The organism is Noviherbaspirillum sp., from assembly GCF_035627455.1.
Taxonomy (GTDB): domain Bacteria; phylum Pseudomonadota; class Gammaproteobacteria; order Burkholderiales; family Burkholderiaceae_D; genus Noviherbaspirillum.
The window spans coordinates 20,459-35,892 of the sequence record NZ_DASPLS010000094.1 but is presented as its reverse complement, the minus strand read 5'-3'; the positions used below and the strand labels follow the sequence as shown (position 1 = coordinate 35,892).

Sequence of the window (15,434 nt, the reverse complement as noted above, 5' to 3'; positions counted from 1 at the left end):
AAGAATGGTTCGCGCCCCGGTATTTCACAGCTTTCCGAAAAACAAGGGTGCGCGCCTGCCAGGCTGTGTTTGACAAGCGTAGCGAGCAGGCCGGAATGGTGTCGAGTAGCGCATGCGTACACGAGGGACGCAGAGCAACACAGGCGCCAATCCGGTTCGCGCAGCAGCCTGGCAAACACAGCCTAGATGCCGAGTTCCTGCCAGATGCGGTCGACTTTCGCCTTGACCTCCTCCGTCATCGTGATGGCGGTGCCCCACTCGCGGTTGGTTTCCCCCGGCCATTTGTTGGTCGCATCGATGCCCATCTTGCTGCCCAGCCCGCTGACCGGCGATGCGAAGTCGAGGTAATCGATCGGCGTGTTATCCACCAGCGTGGTATCGCGCGACGGATCAACCCGGGTGGTGAGCGCCCAGATCACTTCCTTCCAGTCGCGCACGTCCACATCCTCGTCCACCACGACGATGAACTTCGTATACATGAACTGCCGCAGGAAGCTCCACACGCCGAACATCACCCGCTTCGCATGGCCGGGATAGGACTTCCTCATCTGCACCAGCGCCATGCGGTAGCTGCAGCCCTCGGGCGGCAGGTAGAAGTCAGTGATTTCAGGGAACTGCTTCTGCAACAGCGGAATGAACACTTCGTTCAGCGCCACCCCCAGCACCGCGGGCTCGTCCGGCGGCTTGCCTGTATACGTGGAGTGGTAGATCGGATCGCGGCGCATCGTGATGCGGTCGATGGTAAATACCGGGAACCAGTCCTGCTCGTTGTAATAGCCGGTATGGTCGCCATACGGGCCCTCCAGCGCGTGCTCGTAACCGCTCGGGTGCGACTCGTCCGGGTAGATATGCCCTTCCAGTACGATCTCGGCGGACGCCGGCACGCGCAATTCGCTGCCGATCGCCTTGACCAGCTCGGTCCGGCTGCCGCGCAGCAGGCCGGCGAACTGGTATTCCGACAGGGTATCCGGCACCGGCGTCACTGCGCCGAGGATGGTCGCGGGATCGGCGCCGAGCGCGACCGCGATCGGGTACGGCTGGCCGCGGTGGACGATGCCGTGCTCGCGGAAATCCAGCGCGCCGCCGCGGTGCGCGAGCCAGCGCATGATCACCTTGTTGCGACCGATGACCTGCTGCCGGTAGATACCCAGGTTCTGCCGCTTCTTGTGCGGCCCCTTGGTCACCACCAGCCCCCAGGTGATCAGAGGTGCGACGTCGCCCGGCCAGCAATGCTGGATCGGCAGCCTGGCCAGGTCGACGTCATTGCCTTCCCAGACCACGTCCTGGCAAGGCGCGGAGCGGTGCTCCTTGGGCGCCATGTCCCACAGTGACTTCACCATCGAACCGAGGCCCAGCACATCCTTGAATCCCTTCGGCGGCTCCGGCTCCTTCAGCGTCGCGAGGAGATGACCGATCTTGCGCAGCTCGCCCAGGTCCTCCGCGCCCATCCCCAGCGCCACCCGGCGCGGCGTGCCGAACAGGTTGGCGAGCACCGGCATGTCATGCCCGGCAGGCTTGTCGAAAATCAGTGCCGGACCGCCGGCGCGCAAGGTGCGGTCGCAGATTTCGGTCATCTCAAGATACGGCGAAACCGGAACTTGTACATGTTTTAATTCGCCCAGCCGTTGGAGCTGAGAAATAAAATCCCGCAGATCGGAATATTCCATGATTTTTCACAAAGATAGAGAGCGGCTTCTGTTTTTAAAATGCAAGCCCAAGTCGTTGATTTTATTAGCTTAGTGTTGCAACGCAGCGAAAAATCAAGATTCAAAAGTAATAAAGAGCTGAATTGTTAGTATTGACTCGATATAAACAGCCCCCTAAAATTCGCCCAACTTGATGAGGAAGCGGGCCGGGGAACGATGGCTGCGCATCGAGATTCCTCATCACTCACGGGGTTCGGGGCCCCATATGACATTTTAAGGAGTGTTTTCAAAAGGCGTCTGCCTTCCGCCCCGAAAAAAGTTGCTTGCCGCTGCACCGGCGCCAGGATGCCGACAGTTCTGTGCAAGCAATTCCGACCGTCCGACGATTGCGCCGCGCGCGACCGCAGACGATGTAACTGATTCACGGCAAGCACAAGGATCTACAAGGCTTTGTAGTGGGTTCTTCGCGTGCCGCGACGATTCAGGAGGTTCAATGTTAAATCGATTCATCCGGGTGACGTCTGACTTCACCCGCCAGAAAGCCAGCCAGTCGGCCGCTTGGGTGGTATTCGCCCGCGACACCGTCAGCGGCTTCATCAAGACCGCGCACCATACGCTGATGGTTCTCGGCATCATCGCGATCGCAGCGCTGGGCCTGATGTTCGTGAAGCCGGAAGTCACCGACTACCTGAAGCAAGTCTCGCCGTTTGCGGAAGCGGAAACCGAAGAGGAAGACCTGCCGCCGCTGGCCAACCTGATGGATGCGCCGGCGCAGGCAGCGCTCAGGGAAACGGCTGCCGCAAAGGCCGACACCGCGGCACGGACCGAGGAGAAGGGTGCGGAGGGCAACACCCGCCAGCAGCAGTGGGTCACCAGCTGGCTGGCCAGGCGCTACCGCGTGGCCGCCGACGCGACCGACATGCTGGTCTCCGCCGCCTACCTGACGGCCCAGGAAATCAAGCTCGATCCGCTACTGATCCTGTCGGTGATGGCAATCGAATCCGGCTTTAATCCGTTCGCGGAAAGCCCGATGGGCGCCCAGGGGCTGATGCAGGTGATGTCCAAGGTGCACCGCGACAAGTTCGAGGACCTGGGCGGCATGAAGGCAGCGCTCAATCCGATCGCCAACATCAAGGTCGGCTCGCTGATCCTGAAGGATTACGTGACACGCGGCGGTTCGGTCGAAGCAGGCCTGAAGCTGTATGTCGGCGCCGGCGCCTTCGATTCGGATTCCGGCTATGGCGCGCGGGTGCTGGCGGAATACCAGCGCCTGAAGGAAGTTGCGATGGGCAAGAAAGTGCCGGTCTACTCGACGTCGGCCAAGCGCCAGCCTGAGCGCAAGACCGATACCGCGGAATCCGCGTCCGCCCCCGCCACCGTCTCCTCGCAGCCACTGGCGCAGGCGGACCATCCCGCCGACGCGCTGTAGTTCTCCCCCGCATCCGTATCCCGACCGCCGGCCTCCCCAGGGCCGGCGGCTTCACGATTCTCCCGCCACTGGGCCGCCCGTCTCGGCGGCCCGGGTCTCAGCAACTGCCCCCCCTTACCCCCTCACTTCTATCAGGCTTGTCTGTAGGAATTACTGCATTTGCAGTATTGTCCGCCTATCCCTAAGTCAACAAAAATGACGGCAATGTAAACAACTGTTTATCAGCCTAGGGAGACCCAATGACGACAAGCGCCGCAAGCAATGGAAACAGCAAGAGCACGAACGGCAAGAGCACCAGCAGCAAGAGCAGCGAGGCTGCCAGCGGCGATGAAACCAGGAATAAATCCAAATCCACTACCGAGAAGGAATCGACCCGGCTCCTGATCGCACTCGCAGCCGGGGTCGCCGCCACCATCTGCGTGATCGCAGTGCTGGTCCCGCTCATCTCCAACTCCTCCTTCCCGTCGAAGCTCGAAGACCTGAAAACGGAAACGAAGACGATGCGCGCGGAAGTCAGCACCTCGAACGCGGACCTGAAAAAGGAACTCGATACGCTCAAGAATGAATTGAACAATGCCAGGAACGATCTTGCTGCGCTCAAGGGCGGCTTGCAAGACGTGGACAACAAGCTGTCGAAACTGGAAGGCTATATCCAGGGGAAGGGGAAATAGCACAATAAAGCCGGCAGACTTCCCGCCTCCGCATAGCCCATAAAAAACCCTGCACACCGCGTTGCAGGGTTTTTCTTCTTCCGGCCTTGACCGGCCTTGCACCGCGGCCGCGCTCAGCGGCGCACGGCGAAGAAACGCTCGAGCCGGGCCACCGCTTCATGCAGGTTTTCCAGCGAGGTGGCATAGGACAGCCGGATGTACTGACGCGCGGCATGCGGGCCGAAATCGAGCCCGGGCACCAGCACCACGCCCGCCTCGTTCAGCATCGCGATGGTCAGCTGGTCCGCGTCGTCCGACAGCGCCGAGCAATCCGCATATACATAGAACGCGCCATCCGGCATCACCGGCACCTTGAAGCCCAGCTGGCGCAGCGCCGGCACGATGTAGTCGCGGCGGCGCTTGAATTCCGCCTTGCGCTGTTCATAGATTGCGATCGCCTCCGGCGAAAAGCAGGCGACGCCGGCATGCTGCGCGACGCTCGATGCGCAGATGAACAGGTTCTGCGCCAGCTTTTCCACCTGCGGCACCAGGAACTCGGGCACCACCAGCCATCCCAGGCGCCACCCTGTCATGTTGAAGTACTTGGAAAAGCTGTTGATGACAACCACATCCTCGCCCAGCGACAGCGCAGAGAACGGCTCCTCGTCGTAGGTCAGGCCCTGGTAGATTTCGTCGACGATGGTAAAGCCGCCCTTTTCCCGCACCGTGGCGACGATCTTCGCCAATTCCGCATGCGCGATGGAGGTGCCTGTGGGGTTCGACGGCGAGGCCAGCAGCACACCGCGCGTCTGCGCCGTCCAGTGTTCGCGCACCATCGCGTCGGACAGCTGAAAGCGCTGCTCCGGTCCGCTGGCGATCAGTCTGGCATTGCCATCGAAGGCGGCGACGAAATGACGATTGCAGGGATAGGACGGATCGGGCATCAGCACTTCCGCCCCCTTGTCCACCAGCGCCGCGCAGGCCAGCAGCAGCGCGGCCGACGCGCCGGCGGTCACGATGATCCGCGAGGGCGCAACCGTCAGCCCGTAGACCCGCTGGTAATGCGCGGCGATTGCTTCGCGCAGCGCCGGGATGCCGAGCGCGGACGTGTATTGCAGCCTGCCGTCCTGCATGGCGCGTGCCGCGGCTTCGATGACCGGCGGCGCGGCGGTGAAGTCGGGCTCGCCAATGCCCATGTGGATGATGGAGCGGCCCTGCCGCTCAAGTTCTGCCGCCATCTTCGCCAGCTCCATCACGTGGAAGGGCGCGATATTGGCAAGACGGGAAGCCAGGACAGGATTCATCGGTCGATCGTTATGGTTGCATGGCGGCCGCGCCGCAGGTTATGCCGGGATCAGTGCTGCCCGCGCTTCCTGGCGTCCTCGACTTCGGTCACGCGCGCGGTGGCGGCATATTTGTCGAGCACGCCGTTGACGTACTTGTGGCCGTCGATCCCGCCGAAGGATTTGGTCAGTTCCACCGCTTCGTTGATGACCACCTTGTACGGGATCTCGATGTGGTTGGTGAGCTCGAAGGCGCCGATCAGCAGTGCCGCGTGCTCGACCGGCGACAGCTGGTCGATCGGCCGGTCGATCAGCGGCGCGAGGCCTTCGCGCAGCTTGCCTGCCTGCTTGATCGTACCGTGCAGCAAGGTATCGAAATGCGCCGCATCGGCCTTGTTGAAACCATGCGCCTCGCGGATGTGCGCGTCGATCGCGCCGGCGTCTTCATTGTTCAGCAGCCACTGGTACAGGCCTTGCAGCGCAAATTCGCGCGCGCGATGGCGCGGCGTGCGGTTCTTGTTCGGATTGGCGTGGATCGTCTTCTGCGTCATTGCTTACTCTTCCTCGGTGGCTTCGGCGAGTTCTTCCAGAGCAATCGCGAGGTTCGTCATCTCGACCGCGACGCGGGCCGCATCCGCGCCCTTTTCCGCCATGCGCGCTTCCGCCTGCTCATCGGTGTCGGTGGTCAGCACGGCATTGGCGATCGGAATGCCGAAGTCCAGGCCGACGCGGGTGATGCCGGCACCGGACTCGTTGGATACCAGCTCGAAGTGATAGGTCTCGCCGCGTATGACCGCGCCGATCGCGATCAGTGCGTCGAACTGCTGGGTTTCCGCCATCTTCTGCAGGGCCAGCGGGATTTCCAGTGCGCCGGGGACGGTGACATGCAACACGTCTTCATCGGCAACGCCGAGGCGCTTCAGCTCGGCCAGGCAGGAAGACAGCAGGCCGTGGCAAACGTCCTCATTGAAACGGGCCTGCACGATGCCGATACGCAGGCCTTCGCCGCTCAAGTTCGTTTCGTAAGTTCCTACGGTCATTGTGTTTCCTTCATGCGCGACTGCGCTCATTGGTATTGGAAAGGCACGCCGCCCCGCGCAACGGGGCAACACACGCTATTGTTCGGTACAGGCGTCCGCGCCGCGGCAAGCGCGCGGTCCGCCTCAGCTTTCCGGCTTGGCCTGGTATCCGGTGACTTCGAGGTCGAAACCGGTCATCGACGGCATCTTGCGCGGACTGGCGAGCAGCTTCATCTTGCCCACGCCGAGATCCTTCAGGATCTGCGCGCCGATGCCGTAGGTCCGCAGATCCATGCGCGAGCCGCGCGGTTGCGGTTTCTGCTCCGGTTTCACCAGCGCTTCGAACTGCGCGAACATCTGCTCGGCCGACTCTTCGCAATTGAGCAGCACCATCACGCCGCGCTCGGATGCCTTGAGCGCCGCCATCGCGGAGGCAATGTTCCAGGAATGGGTCGTGGCCTGCGTTTCCAGCAAGTCGAGGATAGAGACCGGCTGGTGCACGCGCACCAGCGCTTCCTGGTCCGGCTGGATATCGCCATGTACCAGCGCAAGGTGTGCGCCGCCGCTCGGCTTGTCGCGGTACGCGATGGTCTTGAACGGTCCGTGCACGGTGTGCATGGTGCGCTCGGCGATGCGCTCGACGATGCTTTCGTTCCGGCTGCGGTAATGGATCAGGTCGGCAATGGTGCCGATCTTCAGGCCGTGCTCCTGCGCGAACTCGATCAGGTCGGGCAGCCGGGCCATCGTGCCGTCATCCTTCATGATCTCGCAGATCACCGCCGCCGGCGTCAGGCCGGCCAGCTCGGCGAAGTCGCATCCGGCTTCGGTATGGCCGGCGCGCATCAGCACGCCGCCCTTCTGGGCTTTCAACGGGAAAATATGGCCGGGCTGCACGATGTCGGACGGCTTCGCGTTCCTCGCCACCGCCACCTGCACCGTCTTTGCGCGGTCCGCCGCGGAAATGCCGGTGGTCACGCCTTCCGCCGCCTCGATCGATACCGTGAAGTTGGTGCCGTAGGAGGTGCCATTACGGGTGGTCATCATTGGCAGGTTGAGCTGGTTGCAGCGCTCTTCCGTCAGCGTCAGGCAGATCAGGCCGCGGCCGAACTTGGCCATGAAGTTGATCGCTTCGGGGGTGACGAATTCGGCCGCCAGCACGAGGTCGCCCTCGTTTTCGCGGTCTTCCTCGTCGACCAGGATGACCATGCGACCGGCGCGCAGCTCGGCAATGATTTCTTGAGTTGTTGAAATAGCCATGACTTGAATCCTATGTAGCCCGCTATTTTAAAGGATTTGAGTGCTTTCCAACTTTCAAGTCTGAAACTAATCTACCTTCCGCGACGGCGGATTCACGCTTTCAGGCTCAGCATCCGCTCGACGTAACGCGCGATCAGGTCGATTTCGAGGTTCACCTTCGCCCCCGGCTTCAGGTGCTTGAGGGTGGTCACTTCCACCGTATGGGGAATCAGGTTGATCGAGAATTCGCAGCTGTTCGCGGTATCGTTCACCCGGTTCACCGTCAGCGACACACCGTTGACGACGATCGAGCCCTTGTAGGCGAGGTATTTGCCGAGTTCCTTCGGCGCCTCGATCACCAGTTCCATCGACTCGCCGACCGGCTCGAACTTGCGCACCGCGCCCAACCCGTCGACATGGCCGGAAACCAGGTGCCCGCCGAGGCGGTCGGCCAGCGTCAGCGCCTTTTCGAGGTTCACTTCTCCGGGCGCATCGAGCCCGGCGGTACGGTTCAGGCTCTCGCGCGAGACGTCGACGGCAAAGCCTTTATCGGTCTTGCTGACCACCGTCATGCAGGCGCCGTTCAGCGCAATCGAGTCGCCCAATGCGACATCCGCCATCGGCAGGCTGCCCGCATCGACGATCAGCTGCACGCCGGCGTCGGACTGGCTGCCCAGCGGGGTGATGGAAGTGATTTTGCCGATGGCGGCGACGATTCCTGTGAACATGGGGGTATCCGGTCAGACAAAACGAGCAAGGATACGCAAATCGGCGCCGATTTGCTTCACCTCGTGAAAAGATAATGCCTTCTTGCCATCCAGGCTGTCCAGCCGCGGCAGGTCGAACAGGCCGCGTGCGTCGCCCAGCAGGCTGGGCGCGAGGTAGAGCAGCAGTTCGTCCACGCAGCCCTCGCGGATCAGCGAGCCGTTCAGCTTTTCGCCCGCTTCCACGTGCAGTTCATTGATCTGGCGCCGTCCCAGCTCGAGCATCAGCGCCTCCAGGTCGACCTTGCCGGCGCCGTTCGGCAGCCGGATGATCTCGGCGCCGCGGTCGCGCAGGCGCGCTTCCTTTTCCGGGTCGGTCACCGCAGCGACGATCCATGTCCCACCGCCTTCCAGCACCCGGGCATCGGTGCTGATCTGCAGCCGGCTGTCGACCACGATGCGCTGCGGCTGGCGTGGCGTCTCGATTGCCCGTACGGTCAGTTGCGGATCGTCTTCCTGTACGGTCCCGATGCCGGTCAGGATCGCGCATGCGCGTGCGCGCCACCAGTGTCCGTCATTCCTTGCCTGCGCCGACGTGATCCATTGGCTGGCGCCATTGTGCAGCGCCGTCTTGCCGTCGAGGCTGGCCGCAGCTTTCATCCGCACCCAGGGCTTGCCGCTCTTCATGCGGGACATGAAGCCGATGTTCATTTCACGCGCCTGCTGCTCCAGCACGCCGCAGGCGACATCGATGCCGGCCGCCTGCAGCCTTGCCAGCCCCTGCCCCGCCACCAGCGGGTTCGGATCGCCGACCGCGGCCACCACCCGCGCGACCTGCGCCTTGACCAGCGCATCGGCGCAGGGCGGCGTGCGTCCGTAATGGCTGCATGGCTCCAGCGTCACGTACGCGGTCGCGCCGCGCACGTCCTTGCCGCGCGCCGCGGCATCCCGCAGGGCCTGGACTTCCGCATGCGCCTGCCCCGGCGGTTGCGTGCAGCCGGCGCCGATCACCTCGCCATCCTTGACAATCACACAGCCGACCCGCGGATTGGGCGTCGTCGTGAAAAACGCCTTCTCCGCCCATTCGAGGGCGAGTTGCATGGCCTGGTCGTCGCTGATGATATTCACCGGTTGTCCTGTTCCGTGTTGCCCGAGTGGCCCGAGTCACTAGCAAGTGCTTTTTTCGATTTCCGGGTTGCAGATGCGGGGGCGCCCGAGGAAGTTCAGCTTGATCTTCCTCACCTTGTCGTCGGACTGCAAGGTGAACGTCCCGAACTGCGTCCGGTAGGCGCTGGCATTGGTGCGCGTGCGCCCGGCGGCGTCATAAGCGAGATATTGTACTGTCGAATCCGTCAGCGCAGCCTTGATGCGCATGCCCTTGGGCAGCGGGCCATGCGAAAAGATCACGCGGTCGGCGTCATCGACCTTGCGGTTGCCGTTCCTGTCGACAAATACCATCCAGCCTTTGCTCCAGTCGCCGGTCTCGTCGCGCGGCACCAGGTCGACCCGCGTGCCGCGCCGCAGTGCTTCCGCGTGCGCCAGGTGAATCGCGGAAAAGAAGTCGTTCGCGGCCGCGGTAAGCCGGATATCGCGCAGGAAGCCGGCGGCGCCCGGGATGCCGATGGTGAGCAGGATCACGGCGATCGCAAGCACCACCAGCATTTCGAACAATGTGAATCCTGCCGCAGGTTTGCTCATGTCACGGCCAGCAATCCGGCGCGTCCGCCGTTTTCTCGCCAGTGCTCGACAGCGTCAGCTTGCCGCACAATGGATCGCGGAAGTGCCGGTCGACCATCTCGGTTCCCGGCTGCGCGATCAGGATCACGCAGTTCTGTATCGTCTCGTCCTCGCACGGCTCCGCCTTGATCTCATAGGCGCTCCTGGCCGGGCTTGTGCCGGAGAACCATTTGAACTTCTTTTCCTCGCCGTCAGTGGACGCGGACGAAAACCGGATATAGCTGTTGGTACGGGAATAATGCAGTTCCTCCTGCTGCAGCAGGGCATGGAGCGCGGCCCGCCCTTCCGCCCGCTTGCCCTTGCGCACCGATTCCATGTAGGACGGATACGCCAGGCGCGCAAGAATCGCGACGATGGCGAGCGCGGCGAGCACCTGGATGTAGCTGAATCCGGATTCACTCCTAGTCCTCATCGCGCATCGCCTCCCAGTTCAGCACCTCGCGCCAGCCGGCACGCTTCAGCCGGTCGCCCTGCTTGCGAACAAGTGTTTGCAGCACAACCTGCGTTGTTTCCTTCCGGCCGAAACCGATCGCCGTCACGCGGTAGGCATATGCTGCCTGCCCCTGTCCTCGCTGCGGATGGCGCTGCCCTTGAGGCAGCCACTCGATCAGATAGGCGGGCGGGCGCGCGGCAGCGGCGGCGCTTCCCGTGCGCCCGGAAAAATGGCCGTAGGGCACTGCCGCACCGGCCGCCGCGACCAGCTTCCAGGCCGGCACTGCCCCCGGCGCGGACGGCTGGCACAAGCCGAGGCGCGGGTTCGACAGGCCGCGGCCGCAGCCCGCGACGAAGTTTTCCGCGTCGTCGATGCCGAACAGGCTGCTGCGTGGCGACGCCCCGATATCCGCTTCCGCATCCCGCAGCGCCGCTTCCGCCTCCTGCAGCGCAAGCTGGCGGTCGATATTGGCGCGCGACGCCTTTTCTTCCTGCACCGCGATCTGCGCCGCGGAAGCGCCGAGCATCGCGACCGCGAGCAGCATCAGCAGGCACACGATCAATGACGCGCCCTGCTGCCCGGGCGCCGGCAGCGGCGCATTCCCCTGCTGCATGCGTGCGCACCCCATCACTCGTCCCCGGGCGCATTGCGCAGGCGAATGGCGGCTGTAAACACCCGCCGCACGTTGTTTCTCACCCCTTTCGGCAGGTCCGAGACGAAAACCCGCACACCCGGATCGCGCGACGCGTACCGATCCGAATAGGCCTTGCCGAACAAGTCGAACCAGAGCGCGGACTTGTCCGCTGCGACCGGGTGCGCACCGCGGACCAGCAGCGCTACCCGCACGCCTGCCACCTTGCGCCACCAGCTCTTGCGCCGCAGTTCGGCCAACCGCTCGGCTGCGTTGCGCCCGCTCAGCGTCAGGGCGCCGTCCATCGCATCGATCGCGGACGCATTGACCACGGTATCCGGCGCACCATCGCCGTCGGCGTCAAGCGCATACAGCACCTGGAAAGACTCGACACCGCGCGCGATCGCCTGCGCCGTCCAGCCATCCTCGCCGCGGTACTTGCAGTACAGCTCGGGCTCGCCGCTGGAATCCGCGGCGACGTAAAAGATGCTCCAGCCGCGGTCGACGCCCGTCGCAGCCTTCGACCCCACGCCGAAACCGGCGCAATTGAGTACCGAGCCGTCGCCGTCATCGCTCACCCCGGCGCCGGAAAACCGGACGGCAAGAATGTCGCTGCCGTTGACGGATTTCGGCACCGGCGCGCTGATGCCTTCCGTTGTCGCCTTCAGGCTGCGCGCATCGATGCCCAGCACCCCCGCTTCGACGGCCGTCTCCCACGCGAGGTCCCAGTCCGACAATGCCGCCTGCCGCACGGTACGGCGGATGATATCGAGCGCATAGCGGCCGGTGTCAAGAACCAGCGCCCGGTCGGACTGCGTCACGTACGCCGTCTTGGCGGCGACCAGCAAGGCGGAAGCGGCAAGCACGACAAGCATGCCGATGGCCATCGACACCATCAGTTCGACCAGCGTCACGCCGGCGCGGCGTATCGCTGGCGGGCATCGGCGGCGGCGCATCCGCTAGCCCGCCACCAGCAGCGCCACGCTCGGCGCAAACGTGCCGTCGGCGTTCTTCAACAGGCGCCCGTCGGGATTCTTTCCCAGCCAGCCAAGCTTGATCACGAACGGCGAGCCGGCGCTCCCGGCACAATCCCAGCTGAGCGGCGTTCCCGGCTGGCCTGTCCATGCGTCTCCGCGGCAAATACGTATCCTGCCGTCCGGCAGCGCCGCCGCGATCCGCTGTTTCCATTCATAGATCTCGAACTCGGCAAACTCGCCCTCGCTGCAAGCCTGGTAGTAGCAAAGGCTTGCCGGCGCCGGCGGTTCGGCCCCGCGCGAAGATCGGTAGTCTAGGCTGCCGAGCAGGTCCGACGTGGCTGGCGCACGGGTTGCGGCAGCCTGCAGCGCGTCCGCAATATCAGCGCCGACCAGCAGCGCCATCGTGTGGTACGCCGACTGCTGCATGGTACGCATCGCCGCCAGCTGCATCCCTGCCGCGCCAATGACACCGATCGCCAGCAGGCAGATTGCAACCAGCACCTCGACCATCGAATAGCCCTTTTGCGCGGAGCGCAGGGTGCAGGCGCGCCGTCTCAGGCAGCGAACAAGCCGTGGCGCTTGAACTTCTATTGTCATATTGTTAACTATTTGGCCGAACAGAATCCGCTCCGGGCCGGAGCGGCGGGTTTCAGTTACTTCGAGGGAGTCTTGCGCTCGCGCCCGACTTCGGCGATCGCATCCTGGAATTCCGCCACGTCTTCAAAACTCTTGTACACCGACGCGAAGCGGATGTAGGCGATCTTGTCGAGCCGCTTCAGCTCGCGCATCACGAGTTCGCCGATCTGGCCGGAGACGACTTCGCGCGCGCCTGACGACAGCAGCTTCTCTTCGATACGGTGAATGGCGGCATCCACCGCTTCAGCCGAAACAGGGCGTTTGCGCAGCGCCAGCATCAGGCTGGCGCGAAGTTTGGCGGGGTCGAATTCGGCGCGGCTGCCGTTCTTCTTCACGATGACCGGCATCGACAGTTCGATCCGCTCATAGGTCGTGAAGCGCTTGTCGCAGTGCGCGCAGCGGCGGCGGCGGCGGATGGTATCCCCTTCCTCGGATACGCGGGTATCGATGACCTGGGTGTCGTCGTGATGGCAGAAGGGGCATTTCATGGGCAGTACCGTGCGTTTCGGTTAGTTCCGGCCGCGCCGGAAAGCATTGTCAATACTGCAATTTTGTTATCATTTTGCAAATTTCACCATCCCATATATATGGGATGGGCCTCCAAGTGTACCGCTCCAGAGCGCGACGCAAAACCCGCGTGGGTCAAGCAATGCGGGTTTTGCGCGCAGTCCGGGAATCAGGCGTAGACCGGGAAGGCGTCGGTCAGCTTCTTCACTTCCGCCTTCACGCGCTCGATGGTGGCCGCGTCATGCGGATTGTCGAGCACGTCGGCGAGCAGGTTGCCGACCTTGACCGCTTCCGATTCCTTGAAGCCGCGGGTGGTCATCGCCGGGCTGCCGAGGCGGATGCCGGAGGTGACAAAGGGCTTTTCCGGATCGTTCGGGATCGCGTTCTTGTTGCAGGTCATGTGGGCGGAGCCGAGGATCGCTTCCGCTTCCTTGCCGGTGATCTTCTTGGCACGCAGGTCGACCAGCATCACATGCGATTCGGTGCGACCGGACACGATGCGCAGGCCGCGCTCGATCAGCGTGCGCGCCAGCGCGTCGGCATTCTTCACCACCTGCTGCTGGTAAGCCTTGAACTCCGGCGACAGCGCTTCCTTGAAAGCGACCGCCTTGCCGGCGATCACGTGCATCAGCGGACCGCCCTGGATGCCCGGGAAGATCGCGGAATTGATCGCCTTCTCATGCTCGGCCTTCATCAGGATCACGCCGCCGCGCGGGCCGCGCAGCGACTTGTGGGTGGTCGAGGTGACGAAGTCGGCGTGCGGCACCGGATTCGGGTAGACGCCGGCGGCGATCAGGCCCGCATAGTGCGCCATGTCGACCATGAAGTAGGCGCCGACGTCCCTGGCGACCTTGGCGAAGCGTTCGAAATCGATGCGCAGCGAATACGCGGAAGCGCCGGCGATGATCATTTTCGGCTTCTTCTCGTGCGCCAGACGCTCCATCGCGTCGTAGTCGATCTCTTCCTTCTCGTTCAGTCCGTAGGACACCACGTTGAACCACTTGCCGGACATGTTGAGCGCCATGCCGTGGGTCAGGTGGCCGCCTTCGGCCAGGGACATGCCCATGATGGTGTCGCCCGGCTTGAGCATCGCGAAGAACACGCCCTGGTTGGCCTGCGAGCCGGAGTTCGGCTGCACGTTCGCCGCTTCGGCGCCGAACAGTTCCTTCAGGCGGTTGATCGCCAGGGTTTCGGCGATGTCAACGAATTCACAGCCGCCGTAGTAGCGCTTGCCCGGGTAGCCTTCCGCATACTTGTTGGTAAGCTGGGAACCCTGGGCTTCCATTACCGCCGGGGAGGTGTAATTCTCGGAGGCGATCAGCTCGATGTGATCCTGCTGACGCGTGTTTTCCTGCTGGATGGCGGACCAAAGTTCAGGGTCGACTTTAGCGATGGTGTGGTCTTTTGCGAACATGAAAAACTCCAATCGATCAAGGTGAAGCGGGGTTGCCTAAATCGAATGAGGGCCGATGGAAGAAGACAGGCAGCCTCAGTCGTGCATTCCATTTGGGCTGCCCAGGCGAACGGCTATGGATATCTCACGTTCCCCGGTGGATTTCCACCTTGTGCCGGATGCTGCGCCGGCTTTTCGCCAGTCACGTGAGACGAAATGGAGCTAGATTGTAAGATAGCCACCAGATTTCGGCAAGAACGCGGGATTAGTGCTTAAAGACCCTCGAATCCGTGCCGCGAGGCATAAATCAGCGGCCAGTGGAAGGCGCCTTTCGGCTACAATCTTGCCAATTCCGCATCCCTCTGAAAAAGGAGTCCATCATGATCGTCCTTGTTACCGGCGCAAGCTCCGGTTTCGGTGCCGAGATGGCACGCAAATTCGTCCGTACCGGCCACAAGGTGATCGCAACCGGCCGCCGCAAGGAACGCCTCGACGGCCTCGCGCAGGAGCTCGGCGACGCGCTGCTGGCGGTGGCGATGGATGTCAGCGACAAGGCCTCGATCCAGGCGGCGCTGGCCAGCCTGCCGGCCGGCTGGCAGGAAATCGATATCCTGGTCAACAATGCCGGCCTGGCGCTGGGCATCGAACCGGCGCAGCGGGCCTCCCTGGACGAGTGGGAAACCATGATCGACACCAACTGCAAGGGCCTGGTCACGATCACCCACATGCTCCTGCCGGGCATGGTCGCGCGCGGGCGCGGCACGGTGATCAACATCGGCTCGGTGGCCGGCGCCTACCCCTACCCGGGCGGAAATGTCTATGGCGCGACCAAGGCCTTCGTCGACCAGTTCACGATGAACCTGCGCGCCGACCTGGTCGGCACCGGCGTGCGCGCAACCAATATCGCGCCTGGCCTGTGCGGCGGCACCGAATTCTCCAACGTGCGCCTGAAGGACGACAGTGCCGCGGCCAAGGTCTACGAGGGAACCGTGCCGCTGACGGCGGTCGACATTGCCGACACTGCGTACTGGATCGCGACGCTGCCGGCGCACGTCAACATCAATTACATCGAGATGATGCCCACCTGCCAGGGCTTCGGCCCCTTCAACATCAAGCGGAACATCTGATGGCAGACCGAAGCACGCCCGTTCGC

The 15,434-nt window shown here is 63.3% G+C and carries 17 protein-coding genes and 1 riboswitch; of the genes, 3 read left to right on the top strand and 14 right to left on the bottom strand.

The window, feature by feature from the left end; all coding sequences use genetic code 11:
- Window positions 1-182: 182 nt before the first annotated feature.
- Window positions 183-1,667: a 4-hydroxy-3-polyprenylbenzoate decarboxylase gene (gene ubiD / locus VEC01_RS17880; RefSeq protein ID WP_324902265.1), complete on the bottom strand. Its 1,485-nt coding sequence runs from the start codon at window positions 1,665-1,667 to the stop codon at window positions 183-185.
- Between the two features lie 472 nt (window positions 1,668-2,139).
- On the opposite strand from ubiD, the gene VEC01_RS17875 reads away from it, so the two are divergent.
- Complete coding sequence (locus VEC01_RS17875) at window positions 2,140-3,075, top strand: transglycosylase SLT domain-containing protein (protein ID WP_324902264.1); 936 nt, start codon at window positions 2,140-2,142, stop codon at window positions 3,073-3,075.
- Between the two features lie 239 nt (window positions 3,076-3,314).
- Window positions 3,315-3,746, top strand: a complete 432-nt coding sequence (locus VEC01_RS17870) for a hypothetical protein (protein WP_324902263.1) — start codon at window positions 3,315-3,317, stop codon at window positions 3,744-3,746.
- Between the two features lie 113 nt (window positions 3,747-3,859).
- Here the strand turns inward: VEC01_RS17870 and VEC01_RS17865 are convergent, their stop codons facing one another.
- From VEC01_RS17865 to glyA, 13 genes are all read right to left on the bottom strand, one after another.
- The gene (locus VEC01_RS17865; RefSeq protein ID WP_324902262.1) at window positions 3,860-5,029 is read right to left on the bottom strand and encodes a pyridoxal phosphate-dependent aminotransferase; all 1,170 of its coding nucleotides are present in this window, start codon (window positions 5,027-5,029) and stop codon (window positions 3,860-3,862) included.
- Between the two features lie 50 nt (window positions 5,030-5,079).
- Window positions 5,080-5,559, bottom strand: coding sequence for a transcription antitermination factor NusB (gene nusB / locus VEC01_RS17860; protein ID WP_324902261.1), 480 nt, complete (start codon window positions 5,557-5,559; stop codon window positions 5,080-5,082).
- 3 nt (window positions 5,560-5,562) lie between these two features.
- Entirely contained in the window at window positions 5,563-6,048 is a 486-nt protein-coding gene (gene ribH / locus VEC01_RS17855; RefSeq protein ID WP_324902260.1) for a 6,7-dimethyl-8-ribityllumazine synthase, read from the bottom strand.
- A gap of 123 nt (window positions 6,049-6,171) precedes the next feature.
- The gene (gene ribBA / locus VEC01_RS17850) at window positions 6,172-7,284 is read right to left on the bottom strand and encodes a bifunctional 3,4-dihydroxy-2-butanone-4-phosphate synthase/GTP cyclohydrolase II (protein WP_324902259.1); all 1,113 of its coding nucleotides are present in this window, start codon (window positions 7,282-7,284) and stop codon (window positions 6,172-6,174) included.
- 92 nt (window positions 7,285-7,376) lie between these two features.
- Entirely contained in the window at window positions 7,377-7,991 is a 615-nt protein-coding gene (locus VEC01_RS17845) for a riboflavin synthase (protein ID WP_324902258.1), read from the bottom strand.
- Between the two features lie 12 nt (window positions 7,992-8,003).
- A complete protein-coding gene (gene ribD, locus VEC01_RS17840) occupies window positions 8,004-9,095 on the bottom strand; it encodes a bifunctional diaminohydroxyphosphoribosylaminopyrimidine deaminase/5-amino-6-(5-phosphoribosylamino)uracil reductase RibD (RefSeq protein ID WP_324902257.1) in 1,092 nt (363 codons plus the stop codon).
- A 39-nt stretch (window positions 9,096-9,134) separates the two neighbouring features.
- Window positions 9,135-9,665: a GspH/FimT family pseudopilin gene (locus VEC01_RS17835; RefSeq protein ID WP_324902256.1), complete on the bottom strand. Its 531-nt coding sequence runs from the start codon at window positions 9,663-9,665 to the stop codon at window positions 9,135-9,137.
- 1 nt (window position 9,666) lies between these two features.
- The gene (locus VEC01_RS17830) at window positions 9,667-10,116 is read right to left on the bottom strand and encodes a type IV pilin protein (protein WP_324902255.1); all 450 of its coding nucleotides are present in this window, start codon (window positions 10,114-10,116) and stop codon (window positions 9,667-9,669) included.
- A complete protein-coding gene (locus VEC01_RS17825; protein ID WP_324902254.1) occupies window positions 10,106-10,750 on the bottom strand; it encodes a pilus assembly PilX family protein in 645 nt (214 codons plus the stop codon). Before VEC01_RS17825 ends, VEC01_RS17830 begins: the two co-directional genes overlap by 11 nt.
- Before the next feature lie 14 nt (window positions 10,751-10,764).
- Window positions 10,765-11,724 carry a PilW family protein gene (locus VEC01_RS17820; RefSeq protein ID WP_324902253.1) on the bottom strand — a complete coding sequence of 320 codons (960 nt, stop codon included), beginning with the start codon at window positions 11,722-11,724 and terminating at the stop codon, window positions 10,765-10,767.
- A gap of 3 nt (window positions 11,725-11,727) precedes the next feature.
- The gene (gene pilV / locus VEC01_RS17815) at window positions 11,728-12,342 is read right to left on the bottom strand and encodes a type IV pilus modification protein PilV (protein WP_324902252.1); all 615 of its coding nucleotides are present in this window, start codon (window positions 12,340-12,342) and stop codon (window positions 11,728-11,730) included.
- 56 nt (window positions 12,343-12,398) lie between these two features.
- Window positions 12,399-12,869, bottom strand: a complete 471-nt coding sequence (nrdR, locus tag VEC01_RS17810) for a transcriptional regulator NrdR (protein WP_324902251.1) — start codon at window positions 12,867-12,869, stop codon at window positions 12,399-12,401.
- Window positions 12,870-13,057: 188 nt separating this feature from the next.
- Window positions 13,058-14,302 carry a serine hydroxymethyltransferase gene (gene glyA / locus VEC01_RS17805; protein WP_324902250.1) on the bottom strand — a complete coding sequence of 415 codons (1,245 nt, stop codon included), beginning with the start codon at window positions 14,300-14,302 and terminating at the stop codon, window positions 13,058-13,060.
- A gap of 92 nt (window positions 14,303-14,394) precedes the next feature.
- Window positions 14,395-14,497: riboswitch (ZMP/ZTP riboswitch) on the bottom strand.
- A gap of 164 nt (window positions 14,498-14,661) precedes the next feature.
- Here glyA and VEC01_RS17800 point away from each other — a divergent pair.
- A complete protein-coding gene (locus VEC01_RS17800; protein ID WP_324902249.1) occupies window positions 14,662-15,408 on the top strand; it encodes an SDR family NAD(P)-dependent oxidoreductase in 747 nt (248 codons plus the stop codon).
- Window positions 15,409-15,434: the final 26 nt, after the last annotated feature.

Excerpts from the sequence above, each read along its gene's own strand:
- ubiD (WP_324902265.1), bottom strand. The coding sequence starts at position 1,667 with ATGGAATATTCCGATCTGCGGGATTTTATTTCTCAGCTCCAACGGCTG.
- VEC01_RS17835 (WP_324902256.1), bottom strand. The coding sequence starts at position 9,665 with ATGAGCAAACCTGCGGCAGGATTCACATTGTTCGAAATGCTGGTGGTG.
- VEC01_RS17820 (WP_324902253.1), bottom strand. The coding sequence starts at position 11,724 with ATGCGCCGCCGCCGATGCCCGCCAGCGATACGCCGCGCCGGCGTGACG.
- VEC01_RS17865 (WP_324902262.1), bottom strand. The coding sequence starts at position 5,029 with ATGAATCCTGTCCTGGCTTCCCGTCTTGCCAATATCGCGCCCTTCCAC.
- pilV (WP_324902252.1), bottom strand. The coding sequence starts at position 12,342 with ATGACAATAGAAGTTCAAGCGCCACGGCTTGTTCGCTGCCTGAGACGG.
- ribH (WP_324902260.1), bottom strand. The coding sequence starts at position 6,048 with ATGACCGTAGGAACTTACGAAACGAACTTGAGCGGCGAAGGCCTGCGT.
- nusB (WP_324902261.1), bottom strand. The coding sequence starts at position 5,559 with ATGACGCAGAAGACGATCCACGCCAATCCGAACAAGAACCGCACGCCG.
- VEC01_RS17870 (WP_324902263.1), top strand. The coding sequence starts at position 3,315 with ATGACGACAAGCGCCGCAAGCAATGGAAACAGCAAGAGCACGAACGGC.
- ribBA (WP_324902259.1), bottom strand. The coding sequence starts at position 7,284 with ATGGCTATTTCAACAACTCAAGAAATCATTGCCGAGCTGCGCGCCGGT.
- VEC01_RS17875 (WP_324902264.1), top strand. The coding sequence starts at position 2,140 with ATGTTAAATCGATTCATCCGGGTGACGTCTGACTTCACCCGCCAGAAA.
- VEC01_RS17830 (WP_324902255.1), bottom strand. The coding sequence starts at position 10,116 with ATGAGGACTAGGAGTGAATCCGGATTCAGCTACATCCAGGTGCTCGCC.
- VEC01_RS17800 (WP_324902249.1), top strand. The coding sequence starts at position 14,662 with ATGATCGTCCTTGTTACCGGCGCAAGCTCCGGTTTCGGTGCCGAGATG.
- glyA (WP_324902250.1), bottom strand. The coding sequence starts at position 14,302 with ATGTTCGCAAAAGACCACACCATCGCTAAAGTCGACCCTGAACTTTGG.
- nrdR (WP_324902251.1), bottom strand. The coding sequence starts at position 12,869 with ATGAAATGCCCCTTCTGCCATCACGACGACACCCAGGTCATCGATACC.
- VEC01_RS17845 (WP_324902258.1), bottom strand. The coding sequence starts at position 7,991 with ATGTTCACAGGAATCGTCGCCGCCATCGGCAAAATCACTTCCATCACC.
- VEC01_RS17825 (WP_324902254.1), bottom strand. The coding sequence starts at position 10,750 with ATGCAGCAGGGGAATGCGCCGCTGCCGGCGCCCGGGCAGCAGGGCGCG.